This is a genomic window from Novosphingobium capsulatum NBRC 12533 (assembly GCF_001598375.1).
GTDB classification, from domain to species: domain Bacteria; phylum Pseudomonadota; class Alphaproteobacteria; order Sphingomonadales; family Sphingomonadaceae; genus Novosphingobium; species Novosphingobium capsulatum.
The window spans coordinates 83,537-104,177 of the sequence record NZ_BCYV01000009.1; the positions used below are offsets into that span (position 1 = coordinate 83,537).

24 protein-coding genes and 1 tRNA gene are annotated in these 20,641 nt (G+C 67.0%); 5 read left to right on the forward strand and 20 right to left on the reverse strand.

The window, feature by feature from the left end; all coding sequences use genetic code 11:
• Positions 1–42 precede the first annotated feature (42 nt).
• From dapF to SCA01S_RS08865, 5 genes are all read left to right on the forward strand, one after another.
• Complete coding sequence (gene dapF / locus SCA01S_RS08845) at positions 43–864, forward strand: diaminopimelate epimerase (RefSeq protein WP_062784924.1); 822 nt, start codon at positions 43–45, stop codon at positions 862–864.
• Between the two features lie 35 nt (positions 865–899).
• The gene (locus tag SCA01S_RS08850; RefSeq protein ID WP_281191358.1) at positions 900–2,120 is read left to right on the forward strand and encodes a MiaB/RimO family radical SAM methylthiotransferase; all 1,221 of its coding nucleotides are present in this window, start codon (positions 900–902) and stop codon (positions 2,118–2,120) included.
• Positions 2,117–3,043: a signal recognition particle-docking protein FtsY gene (gene ftsY / locus SCA01S_RS08855; protein ID WP_062784926.1), complete on the forward strand. Its 927-nt coding sequence runs from the start codon at positions 2,117–2,119 to the stop codon at positions 3,041–3,043. Before SCA01S_RS08850 ends, ftsY begins: the two co-directional genes overlap by 4 nt.
• On the forward strand, positions 3,040–3,702 hold the full coding sequence (locus SCA01S_RS08860; protein ID WP_022678368.1) for an inner membrane-spanning protein YciB: 663 nt from the start codon (positions 3,040–3,042) through the stop codon (positions 3,700–3,702). The genes ftsY and SCA01S_RS08860 overlap by 4 nt, the downstream gene beginning before the upstream one ends.
• A gap of 77 nt (positions 3,703–3,779) precedes the next feature.
• The gene (locus SCA01S_RS08865) at positions 3,780–4,127 is read left to right on the forward strand and encodes a hypothetical protein (RefSeq protein WP_022678369.1); all 348 of its coding nucleotides are present in this window, start codon (positions 3,780–3,782) and stop codon (positions 4,125–4,127) included.
• A 28-nt stretch (positions 4,128–4,155) separates the two neighbouring features.
• Here the strand turns inward: SCA01S_RS08865 and SCA01S_RS08870 are convergent, their stop codons facing one another.
• The 20 genes from SCA01S_RS08870 to bamA all read right to left on the reverse strand — a co-directional run bounded on the left by SCA01S_RS08870 (position 4,156) and on the right by bamA (position 20,498).
• The gene (locus SCA01S_RS08870) at positions 4,156–4,524 is read right to left on the reverse strand and encodes a response regulator (protein WP_062784928.1); all 369 of its coding nucleotides are present in this window, start codon (positions 4,522–4,524) and stop codon (positions 4,156–4,158) included.
• Positions 4,521–5,549: a sensor histidine kinase gene (locus SCA01S_RS08875; protein WP_062784930.1), complete on the reverse strand. Its 1,029-nt coding sequence runs from the start codon at positions 5,547–5,549 to the stop codon at positions 4,521–4,523. Before SCA01S_RS08875 ends, SCA01S_RS08870 begins: the two co-directional genes overlap by 4 nt.
• 84 nt (positions 5,550–5,633) lie before the next feature.
• On the reverse strand, positions 5,634–7,598 hold the full coding sequence (locus SCA01S_RS08880) for a potassium transporter Kup (protein WP_062784932.1): 1,965 nt from the start codon (positions 7,596–7,598) through the stop codon (positions 5,634–5,636).
• Positions 7,599–7,740: 142 nt separating this feature from the next.
• A complete protein-coding gene (locus SCA01S_RS08885; RefSeq protein WP_062784934.1) occupies positions 7,741–8,466 on the reverse strand; it encodes a tetratricopeptide repeat protein in 726 nt (241 codons plus the stop codon).
• A complete protein-coding gene (locus SCA01S_RS08890; protein WP_062784936.1) occupies positions 8,463–8,915 on the reverse strand; it encodes a cytochrome c-type biogenesis protein in 453 nt (150 codons plus the stop codon). The genes SCA01S_RS08885 and SCA01S_RS08890 overlap by 4 nt, the downstream gene beginning before the upstream one ends.
• Positions 8,912–9,472: a DsbE family thiol:disulfide interchange protein gene (locus SCA01S_RS08895; RefSeq protein ID WP_062784938.1), complete on the reverse strand. Its 561-nt coding sequence runs from the start codon at positions 9,470–9,472 to the stop codon at positions 8,912–8,914. The genes SCA01S_RS08890 and SCA01S_RS08895 overlap by 4 nt, the downstream gene beginning before the upstream one ends.
• Positions 9,469–11,412: a heme lyase CcmF/NrfE family subunit gene (locus SCA01S_RS08900; RefSeq protein ID WP_062784940.1), complete on the reverse strand. Its 1,944-nt coding sequence runs from the start codon at positions 11,410–11,412 to the stop codon at positions 9,469–9,471. Before SCA01S_RS08900 ends, SCA01S_RS08895 begins: the two co-directional genes overlap by 4 nt.
• Positions 11,409–11,861, reverse strand: coding sequence for a cytochrome c maturation protein CcmE (ccmE, locus tag SCA01S_RS08905; protein WP_062784942.1), 453 nt, complete (start codon positions 11,859–11,861; stop codon positions 11,409–11,411). Before ccmE ends, SCA01S_RS08900 begins: the two co-directional genes overlap by 4 nt.
• Positions 11,858–12,028 carry a hypothetical protein gene (locus tag SCA01S_RS22550; protein ID WP_166643372.1) on the reverse strand — a complete coding sequence of 57 codons (171 nt, stop codon included), beginning with the start codon at positions 12,026–12,028 and terminating at the stop codon, positions 11,858–11,860. The genes ccmE and SCA01S_RS22550 overlap by 4 nt, the downstream gene beginning before the upstream one ends.
• A gap of 39 nt (positions 12,029–12,067) precedes the next feature.
• Complete coding sequence (gene ccmC, locus SCA01S_RS08910; RefSeq protein WP_028658416.1) at positions 12,068–12,796, reverse strand: heme ABC transporter permease CcmC; 729 nt, start codon at positions 12,794–12,796, stop codon at positions 12,068–12,070.
• Between the two features lie 177 nt (positions 12,797–12,973).
• Positions 12,974–13,050 (reverse strand) — tRNA-His (locus tag SCA01S_RS08915).
• Positions 13,051–13,180: 130 nt separating this feature from the next.
• Positions 13,181–14,125, reverse strand: a complete 945-nt coding sequence (gene gspK, locus SCA01S_RS08920) for a type II secretion system minor pseudopilin GspK (protein WP_062784944.1) — start codon at positions 14,123–14,125, stop codon at positions 13,181–13,183.
• Positions 14,126–14,127: 2 nt separating this feature from the next.
• Positions 14,128–14,688, reverse strand: a complete 561-nt coding sequence (locus SCA01S_RS08925; RefSeq protein ID WP_062784946.1) for a type II secretion system protein GspJ — start codon at positions 14,686–14,688, stop codon at positions 14,128–14,130.
• The gene (gene gspI, locus SCA01S_RS08930; protein WP_062784948.1) at positions 14,685–15,068 is read right to left on the reverse strand and encodes a type II secretion system minor pseudopilin GspI; all 384 of its coding nucleotides are present in this window, start codon (positions 15,066–15,068) and stop codon (positions 14,685–14,687) included. Before gspI ends, SCA01S_RS08925 begins: the two co-directional genes overlap by 4 nt.
• Positions 15,068–15,544 carry a GspH/FimT family pseudopilin gene (locus SCA01S_RS08935; protein WP_062784950.1) on the reverse strand — a complete coding sequence of 159 codons (477 nt, stop codon included), beginning with the start codon at positions 15,542–15,544 and terminating at the stop codon, positions 15,068–15,070. Before SCA01S_RS08935 ends, gspI begins: the two co-directional genes overlap by 1 nt.
• Before the next feature lie 119 nt (positions 15,545–15,663).
• The gene (locus SCA01S_RS08940) at positions 15,664–16,125 is read right to left on the reverse strand and encodes a MarR family winged helix-turn-helix transcriptional regulator (protein ID WP_084390884.1); all 462 of its coding nucleotides are present in this window, start codon (positions 16,123–16,125) and stop codon (positions 15,664–15,666) included.
• Positions 16,126–16,289: 164 nt separating this feature from the next.
• Entirely contained in the window at positions 16,290–16,517 is a 228-nt protein-coding gene (gene rpmE, locus SCA01S_RS08945; protein ID WP_022677314.1) for a 50S ribosomal protein L31, read from the reverse strand.
• Positions 16,518–16,644: 127 nt separating this feature from the next.
• On the reverse strand, positions 16,645–17,118 hold the full coding sequence (gene fabZ, locus SCA01S_RS08950; protein WP_022677315.1) for a 3-hydroxyacyl-ACP dehydratase FabZ: 474 nt from the start codon (positions 17,116–17,118) through the stop codon (positions 16,645–16,647).
• A 21-nt stretch (positions 17,119–17,139) separates the two neighbouring features.
• Positions 17,140–17,826: an OmpH family outer membrane protein gene (locus SCA01S_RS08955; protein ID WP_022677316.1), complete on the reverse strand. Its 687-nt coding sequence runs from the start codon at positions 17,824–17,826 to the stop codon at positions 17,140–17,142.
• Positions 17,826–20,498 (reverse strand): outer membrane protein assembly factor BamA, encoded by a 2,673-nt coding sequence (bamA, locus tag SCA01S_RS08960; protein WP_062784954.1) that lies wholly within the window; start codon positions 20,496–20,498, stop codon positions 17,826–17,828. The genes SCA01S_RS08955 and bamA overlap by 1 nt, the downstream gene beginning before the upstream one ends.
• Between the last annotated feature and the right edge of the window lie 143 nt (positions 20,499–20,641).

The following is a 20,641-nucleotide window of genomic DNA, read 5'->3' on the forward strand; positions in this document are numbered from 1 at the left end:
GCAGCCATTGCGCCGCCACCCTTTGCCGCCTAGATCGCGCCCATGCGTATTCCGTTCATCAAGATGCATGGCCTGGGCAACGATTTCGTCGTGATCGACGCGCGCGAAACCGCGCTGCCGGTCTCGCCCGCGCGCGCCGCGGCGCTGGCCGATCGCCACACCGGCATCGGCTGCGACCAGTTCATCGTGCTGGAACCGTCGGACCAGGCCGATGTGAAGATGCGCATCTTCAATCCCGATGGCAGCGAAGTGGGCGCCTGCGGCAACGCCAGCCGCGCCGTGGGCCTGCTGCTGGGCGGCGAACGAGCGGGCAGCACCCGGATCGAAACCGGCGGCGGCCTGATCGAGGCGCAGGCAAGCGAGGCCGGCATCGCGGTGGACATGGGCGCCCCCCGGTTCGACTGGAATGCCATTCCATTGGCCTATGCCATGGATACCATGGCCATGCCGCTGGCCTGGGAAGACCTGGAAAACCCCGTGGCCGTCAACGTGGGCAACCCCCACGCCGTGTTCTTCGTGCCCGATGCCGCCGCAGTGGACCTGGCCCGGCTCGGCCCGCTCATCGAGCATGACCCAGTCTTTCCCGAACGCGTCAACGTCAACGTGGCCAGCCTGGTCGGCCCCGATCACCTCTCGCTGCGGGTGTGGGAGCGTGGCGCCGGGCTGACCCGCGCCTGCGGCACCGGCGCCTGCGCCACGGCAGTGGCGGCGATGCGCCGCAAGCTGGTGGGACGGAGCGTGACGGTCGATCTGCCCGGCGGCGCGTTGCGGATCGATTGGCCCGAAGGCGGCCATATCGTCATGACCGGCCCTGCCACCACCAGCTTCGAAGGCGCATTCGACGACGCGCTCTACCCGCTCTGAGGCCGGCCTTGGCCCAAGCAGCCTCTGCGCCTGACGTGGCAACCGATCCTGTGCTGGCCGATCCTGCGCTGCCCGATCCGGCTGGCGTGGTGACGCTGGGCTGCCGCATGAACCTGTCGGAAAGCGAGACGATCCGCCATCTGCTGGCCGCCGCGCCCACGCCCACGGTGGTGGTCAATTCCTGCGCCGTCACGGCAGAGGCGGTGCGCCAGTCGCGCCGCGCCGTGCGCCGCCTGCGCCGCGATCATCCCGGGGCACGCCTGCTTGTCACCGGCTGCGCCGCCACGATCGATCCCGCCGGCTTTGCCGCCATGGCAGAGGTGGATGGCGTGGTGCCCAACGCAGCCAAGCTCGATCCCGCCCGCTGGCAGGTGCCTGCCCCGGCCGTGCCCGTCGCCGCATCCGAGCGGCATACCCGCGCGTTCGTGGCGGTGCAGAACGGCTGCGACCACGCCTGCACGTTCTGCATCATTCCGGCCGGGCGTGGGGCCAGCCGATCGGTGCCCGTGGTGCAGGTGCTCCACACCCTGGCCGGCCATCTGGCCCACGGCGTGGCAGAGGTGGTGCTGACCGGCGTTGACCTGACAAGCTGGGGCGCAGGCTTGCCAGAACCGGCGCGCCTGGGCGATCTGGTGGCGGCGATCCTGCGCGCGTTCCCCGCCCTGCCCCGGCTGCGGCTATCTTCGGTCGACGGGGTGGAAATCGATCCGCTGCTGCTCGACCTCTTGTGCCACGAAGCGCGGGTGATGCCGCACGTGCATCTCTCGCTGCAATCGGGCGCAGACCTGGTGCTCAAGCGGATGAAGCGCCGCCACAGCAGGGCCCAGGCGCTGGCCCTGGTAGAAACCCTGCGGCATCATCGCCCCGACATGGCGATCGGCGCCGACCTGATCGCCGGCTTTCCCACCGAAGACGCCGCCATGCATGCCGAGAACCTGAGCATCGTGGCGCAGGCCGGCATCGTCCACGGCCATGTCTTTCCCTATTCCCCCCGCCCCGGCACGCCAGCCGCGCGCATGCCGCAGGTGCCGCCGCCGGTGGTGCGCGAACGCGCCGCGCAACTGCGTGCCGCCGTGGCGCAAACCCGTGCGGCCTGGCTGCAAGGCCTGGTCGGCCGCCCTGCACAAGTGCTTGCCGAACGCGACGGCACCGGCCATGGCCCGGATTTCGCGCCCTATCGCCTGCCTGCCGGCACTGCGCCGGGCAGCCTGGTGACGCTGACACCTGAAAGAATCGAAGAAGGAATGCTGGCATGAGTAGCGACAGCTGGTCGGATCGCCTGGTAGGCGGGCTGCGCAAGACCTCGGAGCGGCTGGCCGGCAACCTGGCGGGCTTTGGCGGCGCCACGCGCCTGAGCGAGGCCCAGCTCGACGAGATCGAGGACGCGCTGATCATGTCCGACCTGGGCCCGCGCGCAGCGGCGCGCATCCGCGCCAAACTGGCCGGAGCCCGGTTCGAGCAGGGGCTCGATGATGCCACCCTGCGCGGCGCCGTGGCCGATGAAATCGCCGCGATCCTGCGCGGCGTGGCCAAGCCGCTCGATATCGTGGCCTTTCCACGCCCGCAGGTGATCCTGGTGATCGGCGTCAATGGTTCGGGCAAGACCACGACGATCGCCAAGCTGGCGCACCTGTTCCAGGAACTGGACTATTCGGTGATGCTGGCGGCGGGCGATACGTTCCGTGCCGCCGCGATCGGCCAGCTCAAGGTCTGGGCCGATCGGCTGGGCGTGCCGATCATCACCGGGCCCGAAGGCGGCGATCCCGCCTCGATCGTGTTCGACGCGGTCAAGGCCGCTACGGATGTGGGCACCGACGTGCTGATCGTCGACACCGCCGGCCGCCTGCAGAACAAGCGCGAGCTGATGGACGAACTGGCCAAGGTGCGCCGCGTGCTCGGCCGCCTCAACCCTGAGGCGCCGCACGATGTGGTGCTGGTGCTCGATGCCACCAACGGCCAGAACGCGCTGTCGCAGATCGAGATTTTCAAGGATGTGGCCGGCGTTTCCGGCCTGATCATGACCAAGCTGGATGGCACGGCGCGCGGCGGCGTGCTGGTGGCGGCCGCCGAACAGTATGGCCTGCCGATCCACGCCATCGGCGTTGGCGAAACCATCGACGACCTTCGGCCGTTCGATCCCGATCTGGTGGCCAAGGTGATTGCAGGGGTGTTTCAATGAGCGCGGACCAGGCCCAGCCCAAATCGCAGCCCAAATCATCCTGGGTGAACCTGGCGGTCGATTATGGGCCGCTGCTGGTGTTCTTCCTGGCCTATCGCCATTTCAGCCCGGACAAGAGCAGCGATGCTGGCGTGGGGGCCGTGGTGGCGATCACCAAGAGCACCGTGGTGTTCATGATCGCCACGGTAGCCGCGCTGATCGCGTCGAAATGGCGCCTGGGCAAGGTTTCGCCGATGCTGTGGCTGTCCACCACGCTGATCCTGGGCTTTGGCACGCTGACCGTGTTCCTCGGCGATCCGTTCTGGATCCAGATCAAGCCCACGGTGATCTACCTGCTGTTTGCCGCTGGCCTGTTCATCGGCCTGGCGCGCGGCAAGGCGGTGCTGCGCATGCTGCTGCAAAGCGCGTTCGACGGGCTGGATGAAACCGGCTGGCGCAAGCTGTCGCGCAACTGGGCGTGGTTCTTCCTGTTCCTGGCCGTGCTCAACGAAGTGCTGCGCCATACCCTGACCTTTGATGGCTGGCTGACGGCCAAGCTGTGGGGCGTGAGCGCACTCTCGTTCCTGTTCACCTTTGCCCAGATCCCGATGTTGCTGCGCCATGGCCTGGGCAGCGAACAGGGCGTGGAAGAGGCCGAGACCAACACGCCACACGATTGATCGCACCGCGTGGGGGAACGCCAAGCCGCGTTCGGCGTTGGCCATGGCAAACCACCACGAACGGGAGTGACCGTCACATGCGCCGTATTTTCCTTGCCCTTCCCGCCCTGATGCTGGCCGGCGCCAGCCTTGCCGCCTGCTCGGAAAAGACCCAGGACAAGACGGCCGCCGCTGCCGACTCGGCCGCCAACGATGCGCAGAACGCCGCAAAGGATGCCGGCCGCGCCGCTGACAAGGCTGCCGATAGCGTGGGTGCCGCCGCCGACAAGGCGCTCGACAATGCCAGCCGGGCCGCTGACAAGGCCGCCGACGACGCTGGCCGCAAGATCGACAAGGCGGCCGACAAGGCCGGCACCGCCGCCGACAAGTTTGGCAATCGCGTGAAGCAGGGCGCCGACGAAGCGTCCGACACGCTCAAGCACTGATCTTGAACGCAGGCTCCGTGCCCCCGGCTCAGCCGGCCAGCAAGCCTTCCAGGCAAGCGGTCAACTGAGCGGGGGCATAGGGTTTGTGCATGATCTGTACATCGGCGAACTCTGCCTCCACCGCGCCATAACCGGTGGCGATGACGAAGGGGATGCCCCGCTCGCGCAAGGCGCGCGCCACTGGTGCCCCGGGTTGCCCATTGAGGTTCCAGTCCAGCACCGCTGCATCGAGGGATTCTGTCGCAGCCGCCGCGATGCCCTCTGCCTGCGTCCCCACCGGACCGATCACCAGCGCACCCTCGTCCTCCAGCACATCGGCCAGCATGGCAGCGACGATGAACTCGTCCTCCACCACCAATATACGGCGACCAGACAGCGATGGGGCGCGGTCAGTCATGCAGGGTCCTTCGTCGCGTCTGACCAGATCGGGGCAATGGCAGGCGCTTCAAAATGCTGGGCCGGCAACACCAGGCGCACAACAACGCCATCAGGCGCGTGATCGATCTGCGCCTCTCCCGAAAGCTGCCGGGTGATGGCATCGCGGATCAGGCGTGAACCAAAGCCACTGCGCGCGGGCGGCGCCACCGGCGGTCCGCCCTGCTCCCGCCATTCCAGCGCCACCGCGCCATCATCGCCCACCTCCCAGGCAATTGTCACCGTGCCTTCGGCGTTGGACAGCGCGCCATACTTGATAGCGTTGGTGGCCAGCTCGTGCAGCACCATGACCAGCGACACCGTGGCCGCCGCGCCCACCGTCACATCAGGCCCGCCAAGGCTCAAGCGTTGGGCGCCACCATCGCCCTGCACACTGCCTGCGCAGATCGTCAGCCCCTGCCGCACCACATCGGCCAGCGGCGCGCCAGCCCACTGACCACGGCTGAGGATGGTATGCGCTGCCGCCAGGGCATGCAGGCGGGCGGTAAAATTCTCCACGGCCGCCGCGGCGGGCTGCTCGATCCCGCGAAACGATTGCCAGGCCATGGCCTGAACCACCATCAGCGAGTTCTTGACGCGGTGGTTAAGCTCTTCGATCAGCAGGCGCAGCCGGTCTTCCAGGATCTTGCGCTCGGTAATGTCGATCCCGGTCGATTGCATCACCTGCCAGCGGCCCTGGGCATCGAATTCCAGCGCATGGTTGCGCCACAGCGTCCACCGCACGCTGCCATCGGCCGCCTCCAGGCGGTTTTCGATGGTGCGTGACGGGTTTTCCGGGGTCAGCAGCGCCATCTCGCGCTGGATCGTGGCATGCTCGCTCGTGGGGATGAACTTCCACACGTTGCGCCCGGTCAGCGCGGCGCGCGGGCTTTCCATCATGCGGGCATAGGCGGTGTTGGCAAACAGGATCGTGCCATCGGCGGTGAACCGGCACAGCATATCCAGCTGGGTATCGAGAATATCGCGGAGGATATCAGCTTCAGTCACGCGCAGGGCGCCCTAAGATTGCGCAGCTTACAGAGCATGGCATGCCACGCCGCAGCGGCAAGCCCTGCACGGCGCCGCTTTCGATCAAATCCGCAGCTGGCTGCCAAGTTCGACCACACGGTTCGTCGGCAAGCGGAAGAATTCCATGGCGCTCGCCGCATTGCGCAGCATCCAGGCAAACAGCTTTTCCCGCCACAGCGCCATGCCCGGCTTGTCCGACGGAATCAGCGTCTGGCGCGAGAGGAAGAAGCTGGTCTTCATCATGTCAAACGGTTCGCCGCATGTGGTGATGGTCTTGAGCGCGGCAGGCACGTCGGTCTCTTCCAGGAAGCCGAAGCGCAGCGTCAGGCGATAGAAGCCGTTGCCGAAATCCTTGACCGCTGACCGCTGGGCCAGATCGACATAGGGTTCGTCCTGGATCTGCACCGTCAGGATCACCACCCGGTTGTGCAGCACCTTGTTGTGCTTGATGTTGTGCAACAGCGCCGAGGGCACGCCGTTGGAGGCCGAGGCCATGAAGATCGCCGTACCGGCCACCCGCGCCGCGCTGGAATGGGCAGACTTGGTGAACACTTCGAGCGGGATCGACCCTTCGGCCATCCCGGCGCGCATCAGGGCGCGCCCACGCGACCAGGTGGTCAGCAGTGTAAAGATGGTGATGCCCATGGCCAGCGGCACCCAGCCGCCATCGGGGATCTTGGTCAGGTTGGCGCCCAGGTAGCCAAGGTCGATCGCCATGAACAGCGCCAGCAGGCCCGTGGCCAGCACCGGCCGCCAGTGCCACAGCTTGATCAGCACCACGCCCAGCAGCACGTTGTCGATCATCATCGCGCCGGTCACGGCGATGCCATAGGCGGCCGTGAGGTTCGACGAATGGCGGAACATCAGCACCAGCAGGATGACTGCCACCATCAGCGCGGAATTGATCACCGGGATATAGATCTGCCCGGCCGACGTGCTGGTATGGCGGATCGTCATGCGGGGGATGAACCCCAGCTGGATCGCCTGCTGGGTGACCGAGAACGCGCCGGAGATCACCGCCTGGCTGGCGATGACCGCCGCCAGGCTGGCAATGATCAGCAGCGGCCACTGGAACCAGTCGGGCGCCAGGAAATAGAACGGGCTCACCAGCGCGGCAGAGCCTTCACGCATCAGCAACGAGGCCTGGCCCAGATAGTTGAGCACCAGCGCCGGCAGCACCAGCGCCAGCCAGGACACGCGGATCGGGTTGCGTCCGAAATGGCCCATGTCGGCATAGAGCGCTTCGGCCCCGGTCACCGCCAGGACGGCAGCGCCCATGGCCAGGAAACCGCGAAACGGATCGGCGGCAAACATGGCCACGGCGTGATGCGGAGACAGCGCGCCGATCACCTCGGGCAGCAGGGCAATGCTCATGGCGCCCAGCACCGCGATCGTGGCGAAATAGACCAGCATGATCGGGCCAAAGAACGTGGCGACGCGCTCGGTGCCCCGGCTCTGGATCAGGAACAGGGCAATCAGGATGGCCACCACCATCGGCACCACCCAGCTTTGCATGCTGGGCTGATAGACCGAAAGCCCCTCGATCGCGCCCATCACCGACACCGCCGGGGTGATCATCGAATCGCCATAGAACAGCGCGGTGGCAAAGACGCCCAGCAGAACGATGCCACGGCCCCAGCGCTTGCCGGCGGTGTGCTGGTTGATCAGCGCCAAAAGCGCCAGGCTGCCGCCCTCGCCCTTGTTGTCGGCGCGCATGATCACCGAGACGTATTTCAGCGTCACGATGATCATCATCGACCAGAACATCAGGCTGACGATGCCATAGATATGCGTCTGGTCGAGCGGCAGGCGATGATGCCCGGCAAAGGTATCGCGCAAGGCATAAAGCGGGCTGGTGCCGATATCGCCGAACACCACCCCGACAGCGCCGACCGCCATCTTGATCAGGCTGGCCTGCCCACGGCCCTGGCCATGCGCATGGCCCGCAACGGGCGAGGCAGCATTGGCCGTGGACGGATTCCCTGCGGTTCCGGCGTTACCCACGGCATCACCCACGGCATTGTTCATGGCGAGACTGCCCCCGGCCGCTTCGGCCCCATTGCACTGTCCGGCCCGCGATAGAGCCGAATCGGGGCGGCGCTTAGCACCGGCGCCCAACCTGAAGCAATGGTGACCAAACCGCCATCTGTGGCAAGCGGTTCCCGATATTTCACCGAGCGGCGGGCTTGGGTGCGGGGGTTGCTGCGCCAGACGGGGCCTTGGCGGCTTGCGCCTGTCCCGATGCCTCAGGCTGTGCCGGCGGGATGGGCATGCCACTGGCCGCCATCATCTGGTCCAGCCGCGTCAGCCGCATCGCCAGATCCTGGCGATAGGGCGCATCGGCCGGCGAGCGGGCGAGCAGATCGGCCCACAGCGCCCGGGCATCGGCAAGGCGCCCCGATTGCGCCATGGCCAGGCCCATGAAGAACGGCGGGCCGGGGTGATTGGGATCGATCATCGCCGCGCGGCGGAACGCATATTGCGCGGCCGGGGTGATCAGGCCCTCGCTATGGCCAACCAGGGCATTGCCGAGCGCCACCTCGATATCGGCATCGTCGGGGTTTTCCTGCGCGGCCTTGGCCAAGACATCGGCCGCGGCGCGATATTGCCCTTGCCGGGTCAGGCCATCGGCCAGGATCAGCCAGCTGCGCCCCTTGCCAAAGGCACTGCCCATGGCCTGGCGCTCCTTGATCAGTGCAGCGTCCGCCACGGCCGCGTTTTCCACAGCCGGGGTGGGTGCGCCAGCCTCCGCCGGGTGCCCCTGCAGGGCATAGCCGGCCAGACCGAACAGCAGCGCAGCGCCGGTCACTTCCCATCCGGCGCGCGGCAGCCGCCCCACCAGCACGAGCGCGGCGAACACGATGGCGGCAACGCCCAGAACGATCACCCAGGTCATGGCTTGTCCTTGCGCAGGGCCGCATTGGCCCGTTTTCCACGGCGGAAACGGCCCCGCAGCAGCAGGGCGGCAAAGCCCAGAAACACCCCTGGCGCGGCAAACAGCGGCCAGGTCAAAGGCTTCACCTGCGGCGTATAGCTGACATAATCGCCATAGCGATCGATCAGCCACTGCCGGATCGCCTCGGGATCTTCGCCGGCGGCGATGCGGGTGCGCACCTCGTTGCGCATGTCGCCAGCCATCGAGGCATCGGAATCGGCGATCGACTGGCTCTGGCACTTGAGGCAGCGCAGCGTTTCCATCAGCGCCTGCGCCTTGGCCTCCTGCGCCGGATCGGGCAGCTGGCGATAGGCATAGGGCGCGGGCGGCAGGCTGTCTTGCGCGGCCAGCGGCGCCAGCGGCAGCAGCAGCGCCAGCGTCGCCGCAGAAATGAAACGAGCCCGTTTCATTGTTCGGCTTCCTTGAGCTTGGCCAGGATCACCGGCACATCTTCGGGCATGATCGCACCGATATGCTGATGGCGGATCACGCCATGGGCATCGACCACGAAGGTTTCCGGCACGCCCGACGAACCAATGCCTATCTGCACCTTGCTGAGATCATCCTGGCCGATGCGGGCAAAGGGATTGCCATTGGCGGCCAGGAAGCGCGCCAGATCATCCTTGCGATCGCGGATCGCCACGCCGTCGATCTCTGCCCCGGCCTTGGCCAGTTGCGCCAGTTGCGGCGATTCGACCGCGCAAGGGCCGCACCACGAGGCAAAGATGTTGAGCAGCCGCGGCTTGCCACCCACGAACTGGGCACTGCTCAGGCCCGGCCGGTCAGCGCTGGCCGGCGGCAGGGCAAAGGCCGGGATGGGCTTGCCGATGAACGTGCTGGCCACCTCGCGATTGTCTGGCCGCACCAGGCCATAGACCACCAGCGCCAGGAAACCGCCGAACAGCACCAGCGGCAACCACAGCGCCAGGCCCGGCCGGCGCGCGGGGGAAGCCGGTTGCGCGCTCATCGTCCCTGCCTTTCGCGGCGGAACGCGATCTTGTCGACCGCCACCAGCCGCTTCACATCGCGCGCCACGCGGCCGATCAGTGCCAGCAGGCCGCCCAGGCCCACCAGCAGCCCGCCCAGCCAGATCAGGGGTACGAACGGCTTCCACCAGAAGCGCATCTGCCAGCGGCCATCCTGGCCCTCTTCACCCAGCACGACATAGAGCTGGCCGTTCCAGCGGGTTTTCAGAGCGGATTCGGTGCGCGTGCCCGGCGGATTGGCAAACACCCGCGCCTGGGGCAGCAGCACCGTGGCGTCGCCGCCATCATAGCGGGCCGAAACCGTGGCCTGCAGCGCGGTCCAATTGGGCCCCGCCACCGGATCGATGCGATCGAGCGTGAGGGCATAGGGGCCGACCTGGCGGGTTTCGCCCGGATTGAGCGCGGCCAGGGTTTCGGTGGAAAACGCGCTTTCGCTGGCCATGCCCAGGGCCGCCACGGCAATGCCGAGGTGGGCAATGACCATGCCCCAGATCGGCAGCGGCGTGCGGCGCAAATTGCGCCCCCGCAGCGGCAGCAGGCTGGCGATGGCGAGCCCGGCGCCCAGGGCCAGGCCCAACGCCGGCAGCACCCTTACCCCGGCGACAAACGCCGCGCCACCGGCGGCGATGGCCACCAGCGCGGGCACGGCGAGGATCGGCGCGATGCGCCCGCCCCGATCATCCTTCCAGCGCAGCAGCGGCCCCACAGCCATGACCACGAACATCGGAAAGGCAAAGATCGCCGCCACCGGGTTGAAATAGGGCGGACCCACCGAAACCTTGACGCCGAACGCCTCGGTCAAGAGCGGATAGAGCGTGCCGAGCAGCACGATGCCGAGGATGCCGCACAGCATCACGTTGTTGAACACCAAGGCCGCCTCGCGGCTGACAAAGGCAAAGCGCGCGCCTTCGGTCACGGTGCTGGCGCGCAGGGCAAACAGCAGCAGCGCCCCGCCGATGTAGATCGCCAGCAGCGCCAGGATGAAGCTGCCGCGCGCCGGATCGACGGCAAAGGCATGGACCGACGTGAGAATGCCCGAGCGGACCAGGAATGTGCCAACCATCGACATGGAGAACGCGATCACGCCCAGCATCACAGTCCACGCGCGCAGCGCATTGCGCGCCGCCAGCACCGAGACCGAATGGAGCAAGGCCGTGGCTGCGAGCCAGGGCATGAGCGAGGCGTTTTCGACCGGATCCCAGAACCACCAGCCGCCCCAGCCCAGCGTGTAATAGGCCCAATAGGAGCCTGCGGTGATTCCGATAGTCAGGAATATCCACGCGCCCAGCACCCAGGGCCGCATGGCGCGGGCAAAGGCAGGGCCGACATCGCGGGTGATCAGCGCGCCCACGGCGAAACTGAACGCGATCGAAAGCCCGACATAGCCGACATAGAGCGTGGGCGGATGGAACGCGAGGCCGATATCCTGCAGCAACGGGTTGAGCCCGGCGCCTTCTGGCGCGGGCTGCGGCAGGCGGGCAAACGGATTGGAGGCGAGCAGCAGGAACGCGTAGAAGCCGAGGCTGACGAAAGCCTGCGCCGCAAGCGTCGCCATCAGCGTCTTTTCCGGCAGGCGCCGTTCCACCAGCGCCACGAAGCCACCCGCCAGGCTCATGATCGTGACCCACAGCAGCATCGAGCCTTCGTGGTTGCCCCAGGTGCCGGCAATCTTGAAGATCAGTGGCTTGGCCGAGTGGCTGTTTTCCGCCACCAGCTTGACCGAGAGATCGGTGGTGACGAACAGGGTGATCAGCGCGGCAAAGGCCAGCGCCACCAGAATGCCCTGCATCACCGCCACCGGACGCACCACGCCCAGCATCGCCGCGCCTTGCGGCCGCAGCGCCAGGGCGCCCGCCACGAGTTGCAGCACGGCCAGCGCCGCCGCCATCCACAGGATGGCAAGACCGAGTTCCGCGATCATTTCGTTTCCGCCACCACGGCCTTGGCCTGCCCTTCCGTCATGTCCTTCATCTCGCGCGGGACATATTTCTCGTCATGCTTGGCCAGCAGATTGTCGGCCACGAAGGTTTTTCCCTCCATGCGGCCTTCGGCGACCACGCCCGATCCTTCGACGAACAGATCCGGCGTGATCCCGGCATAGCGCACCGGCACGGTGGCCTTGCCATCGCCGACCACGAACGTGATCGTCACGCCATCGGGCATCGTCTTGATCGAGCCGCGCTGCACCATGCCGCCCAGCCGCACGGCGCGGCCCTGTTCGGGCGGATGGGCCATCAGGTCGCTCGGCACATAGAAATAGCTGGCCTGCTTGGACAGCGCCCAGGCGGCGAGCAGCCCGGCCCCGATCAGCGCCGCCAGCGCGATCACCAGCAGGACCAACCGTTGATGCTTGGCCTTGATCGCGCTCATGCCTCGTTCTTTCGTGCCTTGGCGCGGGTTCCGCCGCGCACCGCGTCGCGCCGGGCCTCTGCCCGCCGCATCGACCACAGCGTGATGCCAACCAGCAGCAGCGTGCCCACCACCCCGATGGTGAGGGCCGCCGCCACAAAGTGCCATTGATCAAGTCGTTCATGCATGATGCGGGTTTCCGTGGAGCAGCAGCGCGCGGTGCAACATCAGGCCATGGCCTTGCGGCGCAGGCGCGCCTCGGCCTGGATATCGGCCAGAAGCGTGCGCATGCGCGCCAGCACGACACCGCCAAAAATGCAGGAAAAGCCCAGCGCGCCGATCAGCAGCGGCCACAGGAACGTGCCATCGATGGCCGATTTGCCCATCGTGATCGAGGCGGGCTGGTGCAGGCTGTTCCACCACACCACCGAACGGTTGATGATCGGGATGTTGATCGCGCCAACCATGCCGAAGATGGCGGTGACGCGGCTGGCCCCGCTGCCGGCGGCGGCATCACGCTGCGCCGCGCCAGCCAGCGCGATATAGCCGAAATAGAGGAACAGCAGAATGAGATAGCTGGTCAGGCGGCCATCCCACACCCACCAGGTGCCCCAGGTGGGCCGTGCCCAGATCGATCCGGTGATCAGGCACATGGCCGTGAATGCTGCGCCCGGCACCGCCGCCGCGCGCGCCGCGATGGCCGCCAACGGGTGGCGCCAGACCAGTTCCACCAGGCTCGACACCGCGATCGTGGTCCATCCGGCCATGCCCAGCCAGGCGCAGGGCACGTGGATGAAAAGGATGCGCACGGTCTGCCCCATCAGCCGGTCAGGCGGCACCATCAGCAGGCCCCAGGCCAGCGCGCCAAAGGCCAGGACCAGGCCAACCCCCAGCAACAGCGGCATGAGCCAGCGGGCAAGCCGCAGGAAACGGGCGGGATTGGCAAAACCGTGCATGTTTTTGAACTTGGGATCCTTCTCCACCGGGCATGGCCCGGCCCGCATGCTGTGCCATTGCGCCAGATCAAGGGCAAGCAAAACAGCGGCGCGAAGGCCTTGAACCTTGGGATGAAACGGGCGCGCCAATGCCGCGCCGGGACCCCCGCAGGGAATGTCTCGTCATGTCGGGAGAAATGGGGCGATCGAGGGGGTTCGAACCCCCGACCTCCGGTACCACAAACCGGCGCTCTAACCAACTGAGCTACGATCGCCACGGCGGCGCCCTGGGGCGTTGTTCCGCGTTCCGAGCGAAGCTGCAAATGCGTGCTCCGTTCGGGTGGCCGCCCTTGCAACAATCCTGCCGCCTTGAAAAGGGAAAACTTGCATCGGGGGATAACTTTTTCAGCGATCAGCCGCCTCGCCCCAGCTGCGCCCGGCGATCCGTGGCGGGGTGGTGCCGGCATCGATCAGCAGCTCTTCTTCCAAGGCTTGCGAATCGATCGTGGCAACCAGCCGCGCCCGCAGCCAGCGATCGGTGAGCACGATTTCCCCGGTGGCGAGGCCCTGCGCCGGGCCCAGCGCAGAGGCCAGATCGCGATAGCCGCCGGTTGGCGCCTGGGCGATGATCTGCTCGGCCCGCGCCACGCTCAGCGCATCGGGCGCGAACATTGCCAGAAGGCGCCCCTGCCCCGGCACCAGGCTGCCCAGCGCGATGGGTGAGCTGCCCACCTCGGGCAAGGCACAGAGCCAGGGGGCAAGCCGCGCATAGAGCGGGCCAGTCATGCCGCGCACCGCGCGCAGTTCACCCACCGCCACGAGCGGGCGGCCTGCGGTGCGATAGGGCGTGGCCAGGCGGGCATAGTCGGCATCTTCTGCGCCATCGGGCAAGGACAGCGCGTCGCTATCGATCCAATCGGCCATGGCTGCAGCCAATGGCGCGGCCTGGCTGCTGCCGATACCGAGCGAGGCCATCAGCGCGCGCAGTTCGAGCAGGCCCGCCGGGCGCACGCGCAGCGTGCCATCGGGCGCCGCATCAACCAGGGCGTTGACGTTGAAGCAGTTGCCACCCGGCGCCAGTTGCCAGGCAATCTGCCCGCGCGGCACGGCCCATTTGCCGCGCTCCGCCCGGTGAAGCGCGCCGCCGGGCTCGGCAAGCCTGGCGAGCAACCGCACTTCCCCTTCGGCCAAGGCGCGGCGGGCGGCTGCCTGCGCCTGCGCATTGCCCGCCAGCCGCGTGGCCAGACCCAGCCGATCGAGCATCAGGCCGGCCAACACGGCCATGATCGCCACCAGCAGCAGCACACCGAGCAGCGCCGCGCCGCGTTCGTGCGGCGGGGGCTGTGCCACGCTCACGGCTGCCCAAACGGCGCGACGAGGCGCAAAGGGCCCGCCAGGCCCGGAGGCGCGATGACCAGTTCGGCGGCCACGGGGAAATCGGGCCTTGTCCATTGGCCCTGATGCCATTGCCCCGCCGCGTCGCGCAGCCGCAGGCGCGGCGGCGTGGTCAGCGGCAGCACGGCCAGATCGATATCCGCAGCAGCGCCCGCCAGTTGGGGATAGCTACGCCGCACCAGCGCCTGGCCGGTCCAGCGGTACTCCAGGCGCTCCAGCGGCGGCCGGGGCAATCCATTGGGGTTGGCCCAGCCATCGCGCACCAGGGCCAGCAGCACGCCATCGCCCCCGGTAGCCAGGCCAAGGCGTGGCTCGGCCTGGCTCAGATCGGCCTGCCACAGCGCAACCATGCGGCGCAGTTGCCCAGCCGCAGCATCGTGATGGCGCAGCGTGCGTTCGCTGCTTGCCGTGCCGCGCAACAAGGCCAACGCCGCCGTGGCGATCAGGGCGAAGACCGCCAGGGCAACCAGCATCTCGACCAGGCTGAAGCCCCGCTCGCCGGGCGGCAGAACGGTCATGGCGCAGCGCGCACGGCCCGCGCCACGGCAACCTCTTGCGGAGCATCGAGCGCGCGCACCGAGATTTGCGCCACCAGCACCGCACCATCGCGGCGCACCACCCGCTGCCAGGCCAGGCGCCGACCGCCGTTGACGACGATGCCGCCCGCGATGCCAGGCGCGCCACCGCCCGGGTCTGCACGCCATTGCGTCGCCTGGTTGCCTGCCTCCACCTCGCGCAGGAAGCGCCGGTCGAGCGTGGCACTGCCAGCGAGGCCTGCCGCCTCCAGCCGCAGCAGTGCCAGTGCCGCGATCGCGAAGACCGCCAGCGCGACCATGACCTCGAGCAGCGAAAAGCCGGCCTCGCTGGGCGGCGCGGCCTGGCCATGTGGCGCCGTCATCACGGCCTGGCCCCACCAATCGCCACGACGCCATCGCGGGCTACCCGCACAACGGCCGTGCCAGTGCCGGCCGAAAGCGTGATGGCCAGCGGCGCATTGGCCATGCCCATCGCATCGAACACCAGATGCCGCGCGCTGCCCTGCCCCGCCGATGGTGCCAGGGCGACCCCGGCCGGCCAGGCCTGGCGGCGCAGGCGGCGATCAGCCGGATCGACCCAGGCGCCATCACGGCGCTGGGCAAAGGCATAGCCGGTCGCATCGAGCGTGACCGCCACCGGCCGGCCCGCGATCACCGCCATGTCGCGCGCGGCGGCCAGCCGCACGGCCAGGCGCTGTGCAGCGATCGCGGGCGCGGCCGTAGTGGACGGCAGATTGAGAATCACGGCCGTGGCGGCCAATCCGGCGATTGCCAGGGCCACCATCAGTTCCACCAGAGAAAAGCCTGCCTCCGCCGCAGGCAGCAGCGCCCGGTTCATGCGGTGGAATTGCGCCCAGGGCGCGGCCCAGGCAAGCAAGGCCGGCGCCGCTTTGGAGCCAAGCCAATCCGCTTTCGAGGCAACCCGGCCGGGACACCGGGAGCGTCAGGCAGCCAAGGTCAGCCCTCGGCCTCGTCCCGCTGCCCGCGAATCAGTGGCAACGCGGCGTGGAGCGCATCGAGCGTGGCCGTGTCGAACAGCTCGGAAAAGCGCGTCTCGTGCCGCTCGATCCGGGCCAGGGCATCAGCCACCACCGCCGCCCCGGTTTCCGTGACGCGCAGCGCATGGCTGCGCCCATCGGCGCGTTCGCGATCGATCAGGTCACGATCCATCAGCCGTGAGATGATCGGCACCATGTTAGCGCGCTTGATCCCCAGCACCTGCCCCACTTCGGTTTGCGAGCAGCCGGGGTTTTCGCCGATCACCAGCAGTGCGGTCACTTCGGCCGGGCGCATTTCAAGATCGGCCAGCTCGCGTGCCAGATCAGCCATCATCACGGCCGAGGCACGGCGCAACTGATAACCGAGCAGGCGATCGAGTGACGTGGCCGGCAAACCGGAGGCAGAGGGCGTTGGTTGCATGGTGTTACCTTATGGCTCCCCCCGGCCATGGCAAGCACCCTTGGCCATGGATTTCACCAGCCGCAGACGCGGCGGGCGCGGCAGATACGAAAAAGGGCGGCCGAAGCCGCCCCTGGTCCGCGCTCGCGCGGGCAAGGCACGTGGCCCTGCCCGATCGCGGCCGCTCACTTCTTGAGAGTGAGACCACCGAAGCGCTTGTTGAACTGGGCCACGCGGCCACCCTGGTCCAGCAGACGCTGGTTGCCACCGGTCCAGGCCGGGTGCGAGGTGGGGTCGATGTCGAGAGCCAGCGTGTCGCCTTCCTTGCCCCAGGTGGAGCGGGTTTCGAACACGGTGCCGTCGGTCATCTGCACCTTGATGAAGTGGTAGTCGGGGTGGATGTTGGCCTTCATGGGACTGCTCCGATGTACCGCCGGTTCCGACCGGCGGCTGGGAAACGAGAGATGTAAACTCGAAAGCGGCGCCCCTAATCGAAAGGGCGCCGCTTGTCGAGTCTTGTGCCGTAAGCGCTGACTGAACTCAGCTATCGGCGATCATTGCGGTAAAGCTGCACTCGGTGGCGATCTTGTCACCCAGCATCGCCTTGCCGGCAAACTTGCACACGCGCGAACGCATCTGCGTGAATTCCACGTGCAGGTCGAGCAGGCAACCCGGCTCTACCGGCGTGCGGAACTTCGCGTTTTCGATCGCCATGAAATAGACAAGCTTGCCAGAGCCCGCGAGGCCGAGCGTTTCCACCGCGAGGACGCCGGCCGCCTGGGCCAGCGCCTCGATCTGGAGCACGCCGGGCATGATCGGCCGGCCGGGGAAATGACCCTGGAAGAACTGCTCGTTCATGGTCACGGCCTTGATCGCGTGGATGCGTTCACCCACCACGAGCGAGGCCACGCGATCGACCAGCAGCAAGGGATAGCGATGCGGCAGCGCCGCCATCACCTTGGTCACGTCGAACGAGAGCGGCGCGGCCGTTTCGGCCTGAACTTCCTGCGTCATTGGATCCCCGTATGCCTTGCCTTAGCGGCCTTCCGGCGCCTTGGCGCCCGAAGCGGCGGGCGCGGCGCCCTGCTGGGCCTGCTGCTGCGCCATCGCTTCACGCTGGGCGCGCGGCATCCAGCCAGCCGGCGGCACGAGCTGCGCGGTGGGGATCAGGGCGTTGAGTTCGGTCAGGATGTCCTGGCTGATGTTCGAGGCCGGATCGCCCTTCACCACGGCCTGCACATCGAGCACGATGGTGGCGCGGCGCTTGGCCATCGCGCGCTGCGTGGCTTCGTCCAGCTTGTCGGAGATCTGCTCGATCACATACTGTTCAGCCAGGTTCAGCGGAGCGAGGATCTGCTGGATCTCGCGCTTGCCGTCTTCCTGGATCTGCTGGATCTGGCCCACTTCGGCTTCGAGCGCAGCGCGATCGGCCTTGGGGTTCTTCTGATCAGCCTGGAACTTGTCGGCCAGCGGCTTGAGCTGGGCGTTGATCTGGTCGCTGCGGGTCTTGGCCTGGTCGATCTGGGCCTTGTAGGTGACCGGGCGCTGCTGCATCGCGGTCTGATAGGCCGACGACGAACCGACGATCGCCTGCGGGTTGGCATAGGCGATGCCGTTGGCAACCGGAGCGGTCGACGCGGCGGCGGGGGCTGCGGCCATGGCTGCGGGGGCAGCCGAGATCATCAGGCCCGCGATCAGGGCCGAGGCAATGCGGAGTTTCATCAGAACTGGGTTCCCACGTTGAAAGTGATGGGCTGGGTGTCGTCGCCGTCGACCTTCTTCAAGACCTTGGCGAAGTCGATGCGGAACGGGCCGAAGGGCGAGTTCCAGTTAACGCCGATGCCGATCGAAATGCGCGGCTGCGGCGAGTTGCCAACGAAGACTTCGTCGTACTTCTGGTATGTGCTGTTGGCCGTGCCGTCAGAGGCATTGGCGGCCGTGGTGATCTTGCCGGTAAGCGCATCGGTATAGAGCACCACGCCCGTGCTGGTGGCCGGGCGACGCACGCCCCACACCGCACCAGCGTCCATGAAGATCGACGGACGCAGGCCCATTTCGCGGGCACCGGCACCAAGCGGAATTTCAAGCTCGGCATGGCCGATATAGTAGTAACGGCCGCCCAGCGCGTCGTCCGCCCACGAATTGCGGTCGGTGGTGATCGCGCCGAACGTGCCATCGGAATTGCGCGAGTAGTACTTGCGCAGCACGCGCGGGCCCACGCCGCGAATGTCGAAGCCGCGCATCTGCGGCTGGCCCAGGAAGAAGCGGTCGGTCAGGCGCACATCGTCCACGGTGGGATCCGACGAACGGCTGGCCAGCGGCTCGATCGCGCCACCTTCGCCGCGCAGGCTGAACACGAAGCCCTTGCCCACCGGCCAGTAGTGCGCGGCATTGGCGGTGATGCGGGCATACTTGACCGAACCGCCGAGCCCGGCAACGTCGCCGCTGAGCAGCCACGACGTGCCCTTGGTGGGACGCAGGCGGTTATCGAGCGTGTCGTAGACCACCGAGGTGCCGAAGATCGAGCTGGTGCGGTGGCCGATGGCATCGCACAGATAACGACCGGCCAGCAGCGGGCTGCAGACGCCGTTGAGGTAATAGGTCGCTTGGTCGAGCGTCACGTCGTCGATGTTGAACGTGTAACGGCCGATCAGCGACATATACTCGGTCAGCGGCACGCCGGCGCGGATCTGGAAGCCGGTCGTGGTCTGCTTGTACGTCGTGTTGCGGTTGGAATTGAGATAGTTGAAGCTGTTGTAATCGCGGCGATAGACGTCGACGCCCATCGAGATGTTGCGATCGAACAGATAGGGCTCGGTAAAGCTCAGCTGGACGCTGCGCGAATAGTAGGAATAATCGACCGAGAGACCCAGCGTCTGGCCGCGACCGCGGAAGTTGTTCTGGCGGATCGAGGCCTGGAAGATGAAGCTTTCCAGGCTGGAGAAACCGGCCGAAAGCTGCAGTTCGCCGGTGGGCTTTTCTTCCACGTTGGCTTCGAGCGCGATGCGATCGGGCGTGGTGCCCGGCTTCTGCTCAACCTCGAACTTTTCCTGGAAATAGCCGAGCGACTTGATGCGGTTGGACGAGCGCTTGATCTGGTAGGAATTGAACGCGTCACCTTCCGCGAGGCGGAATTCGCGACGGATCACCTTGTCCTGGGTCAGCGTGTTGCCGTTGACATCGACACGTTCGACATAGACGCGCGGCGCATCCGCAATGCGGAACGTGATGCCCATGGTGAGGTCATCCTTGTTCCGCGCGAAATCGGGCTGCACGTTGGCAAAGGCATAGCCCAGGCTGCCGGCCGTCTCGCTCAGGCTGTCGACGGTGTCTTCGACCAGCTTGGCGTTGTACCAGTCACCCGCCTTCATCGGCAGCTTCTTGACCAGGCTGTCGCCGTCGATCTCGCGCAGCTGGCTGTCCACCTTCACGTCGCCGAACTTGTAGCGCTTCCCTTCCTCCACCACGTAGGTGATGATGAAGTCCTTCTTGTCCGGCGTCAGTTCGGCCACGGCCGAAACCACGCGGAAATCGGCATAGCCCTTGGTCAGGTAGAACTGGCGCAGCTTCTGCTGGTCGAACGCGAGGCGATCGGGATCATAGCTGGTGCCCGACGAGAACAGGCGGAACGCGCGGGCCTGCTTGGTCACCATCTCGGTGCGCAGTTCGGTATCGGAAAACTGCTGGTTGCCGATGATGTTGATCTGGCGAACCTTGGACTTGGGCCCTTCGGTGATCTCGAACACGATATCGACGCGGTTCTGGTCGAGCATGACCATCTTGGGCTCGACCGAGGCGGCGAATCGGCCCTGGCGCTTGTACAGCTCGATGATGCGCGACACGTCGGCGCGCACCTTGGACCGTGTGAAGATCTGGCGCGCCGAGAGCTTGATCTCGGGCAGGATCTTGTCTTCCTTGAGGCGCTTGTTGCCTTCCAGGATGATGCGGTTGACGACCGGGTTTTCCTTGACCTGGATGGTCACCGCGCCCGCGTTGTTGCGCACCTGCACGTCGGCGAACAGTTCGGTGGCGAACAGGTCCTTGAGCACCTGGTCGGCCGCGGCCTGGGTATAGCGATCGCCTTCGCGCAGGCGGATGTACGAACGAATCGTATCGGGCTCGAGGCGCTGGGCGCCGTCGATGGTGATCGAGCGGACCAGTTGCACCGGTTCGGCCGGCGCAGCCACGGCGGGCGCGGCCGGAGCGTTGGCCGGGGCAGTGGCAGGTGCCGGAGCAGACGCGGCCTTTGCCTTGGGCGCACTCTGCGCCAGGGCCGGATTGCCCAGCGTGGTCGAGGCAAGCAGCGCCACCGCGAGAGTCGAAACCCGCGCCGTTGCCGGGTTCGATGCCCGCGCTGCGGCGGGGGCGGTCAGGCTCGCGTACCGTTCATTCATCACCAAGCGCCATCCCGTCTGAATTCGTAATGTTCCGCCACGATGGCGGTTGCCGGATTTTCGGCACCGCAGCCCTGTGCCCGATGCCGCTGTGCCAATCAAGCAAGCATGGTGCAAGGCACCGCATTCACCCCGCATATTGT

Excerpts from the sequence above, each read along its gene's own strand:
- dapF (WP_062784924.1), top strand. The coding sequence starts at position 43 with ATGCGTATTCCGTTCATCAAGATGCATGGCCTGGGCAACGATTTCGTC.
- ftsY (WP_062784926.1), top strand. The coding sequence starts at position 2,117 with ATGAGTAGCGACAGCTGGTCGGATCGCCTGGTAGGCGGGCTGCGCAAG.
- SCA01S_RS08860 (WP_022678368.1), top strand. The coding sequence starts at position 3,040 with ATGAGCGCGGACCAGGCCCAGCCCAAATCGCAGCCCAAATCATCCTGG.
- SCA01S_RS08865 (WP_022678369.1), top strand. The coding sequence starts at position 3,780 with ATGCGCCGTATTTTCCTTGCCCTTCCCGCCCTGATGCTGGCCGGCGCC.
- SCA01S_RS08870 (WP_062784928.1), bottom strand. The coding sequence starts at position 4,524 with ATGACTGACCGCGCCCCATCGCTGTCTGGTCGCCGTATATTGGTGGTG.
- SCA01S_RS08880 (WP_062784932.1), bottom strand. The coding sequence starts at position 7,598 with ATGAACAATGCCGTGGGTGATGCCGTGGGTAACGCCGGAACCGCAGGG.
- SCA01S_RS08885 (WP_062784934.1), bottom strand. The coding sequence starts at position 8,466 with ATGACCTGGGTGATCGTTCTGGGCGTTGCCGCCATCGTGTTCGCCGCG.
- SCA01S_RS08890 (WP_062784936.1), bottom strand. The coding sequence starts at position 8,915 with ATGAAACGGGCTCGTTTCATTTCTGCGGCGACGCTGGCGCTGCTGCTG.
- SCA01S_RS08895 (WP_062784938.1), bottom strand. The coding sequence starts at position 9,472 with ATGAGCGCGCAACCGGCTTCCCCCGCGCGCCGGCCGGGCCTGGCGCTG.
- SCA01S_RS08900 (WP_062784940.1), bottom strand. The coding sequence starts at position 11,412 with ATGATCGCGGAACTCGGTCTTGCCATCCTGTGGATGGCGGCGGCGCTG.
- ccmE (WP_062784942.1), bottom strand. The coding sequence starts at position 11,861 with ATGAGCGCGATCAAGGCCAAGCATCAACGGTTGGTCCTGCTGGTGATC.
- SCA01S_RS22550 (WP_166643372.1), bottom strand. The coding sequence starts at position 12,028 with ATGCATGAACGACTTGATCAATGGCACTTTGTGGCGGCGGCCCTCACC.
- ccmC (WP_028658416.1), bottom strand. The coding sequence starts at position 12,796 with ATGCACGGTTTTGCCAATCCCGCCCGTTTCCTGCGGCTTGCCCGCTGG.
- SCA01S_RS08925 (WP_062784946.1), bottom strand. The coding sequence starts at position 14,688 with ATGACCGTTCTGCCGCCCGGCGAGCGGGGCTTCAGCCTGGTCGAGATG.
- gspI (WP_062784948.1), bottom strand. The coding sequence starts at position 15,068 with ATGACGGCGCCACATGGCCAGGCCGCGCCGCCCAGCGAGGCCGGCTTT.
- SCA01S_RS08935 (WP_062784950.1), bottom strand. The coding sequence starts at position 15,544 with ATGAACCGGGCGCTGCTGCCTGCGGCGGAGGCAGGCTTTTCTCTGGTG.
- SCA01S_RS08940 (WP_084390884.1), bottom strand. The coding sequence starts at position 16,125 with ATGCAACCAACGCCCTCTGCCTCCGGTTTGCCGGCCACGTCACTCGAT.
- rpmE (WP_022677314.1), bottom strand. The coding sequence starts at position 16,517 with ATGAAGGCCAACATCCACCCCGACTACCACTTCATCAAGGTGCAGATG.
- fabZ (WP_022677315.1), bottom strand. The coding sequence starts at position 17,118 with ATGACGCAGGAAGTTCAGGCCGAAACGGCCGCGCCGCTCTCGTTCGAC.
- SCA01S_RS08955 (WP_022677316.1), bottom strand. The coding sequence starts at position 17,826 with ATGAAACTCCGCATTGCCTCGGCCCTGATCGCGGGCCTGATGATCTCG.
- bamA (WP_062784954.1), bottom strand. The coding sequence starts at position 20,498 with ATGAATGAACGGTACGCGAGCCTGACCGCCCCCGCCGCAGCGCGGGCA.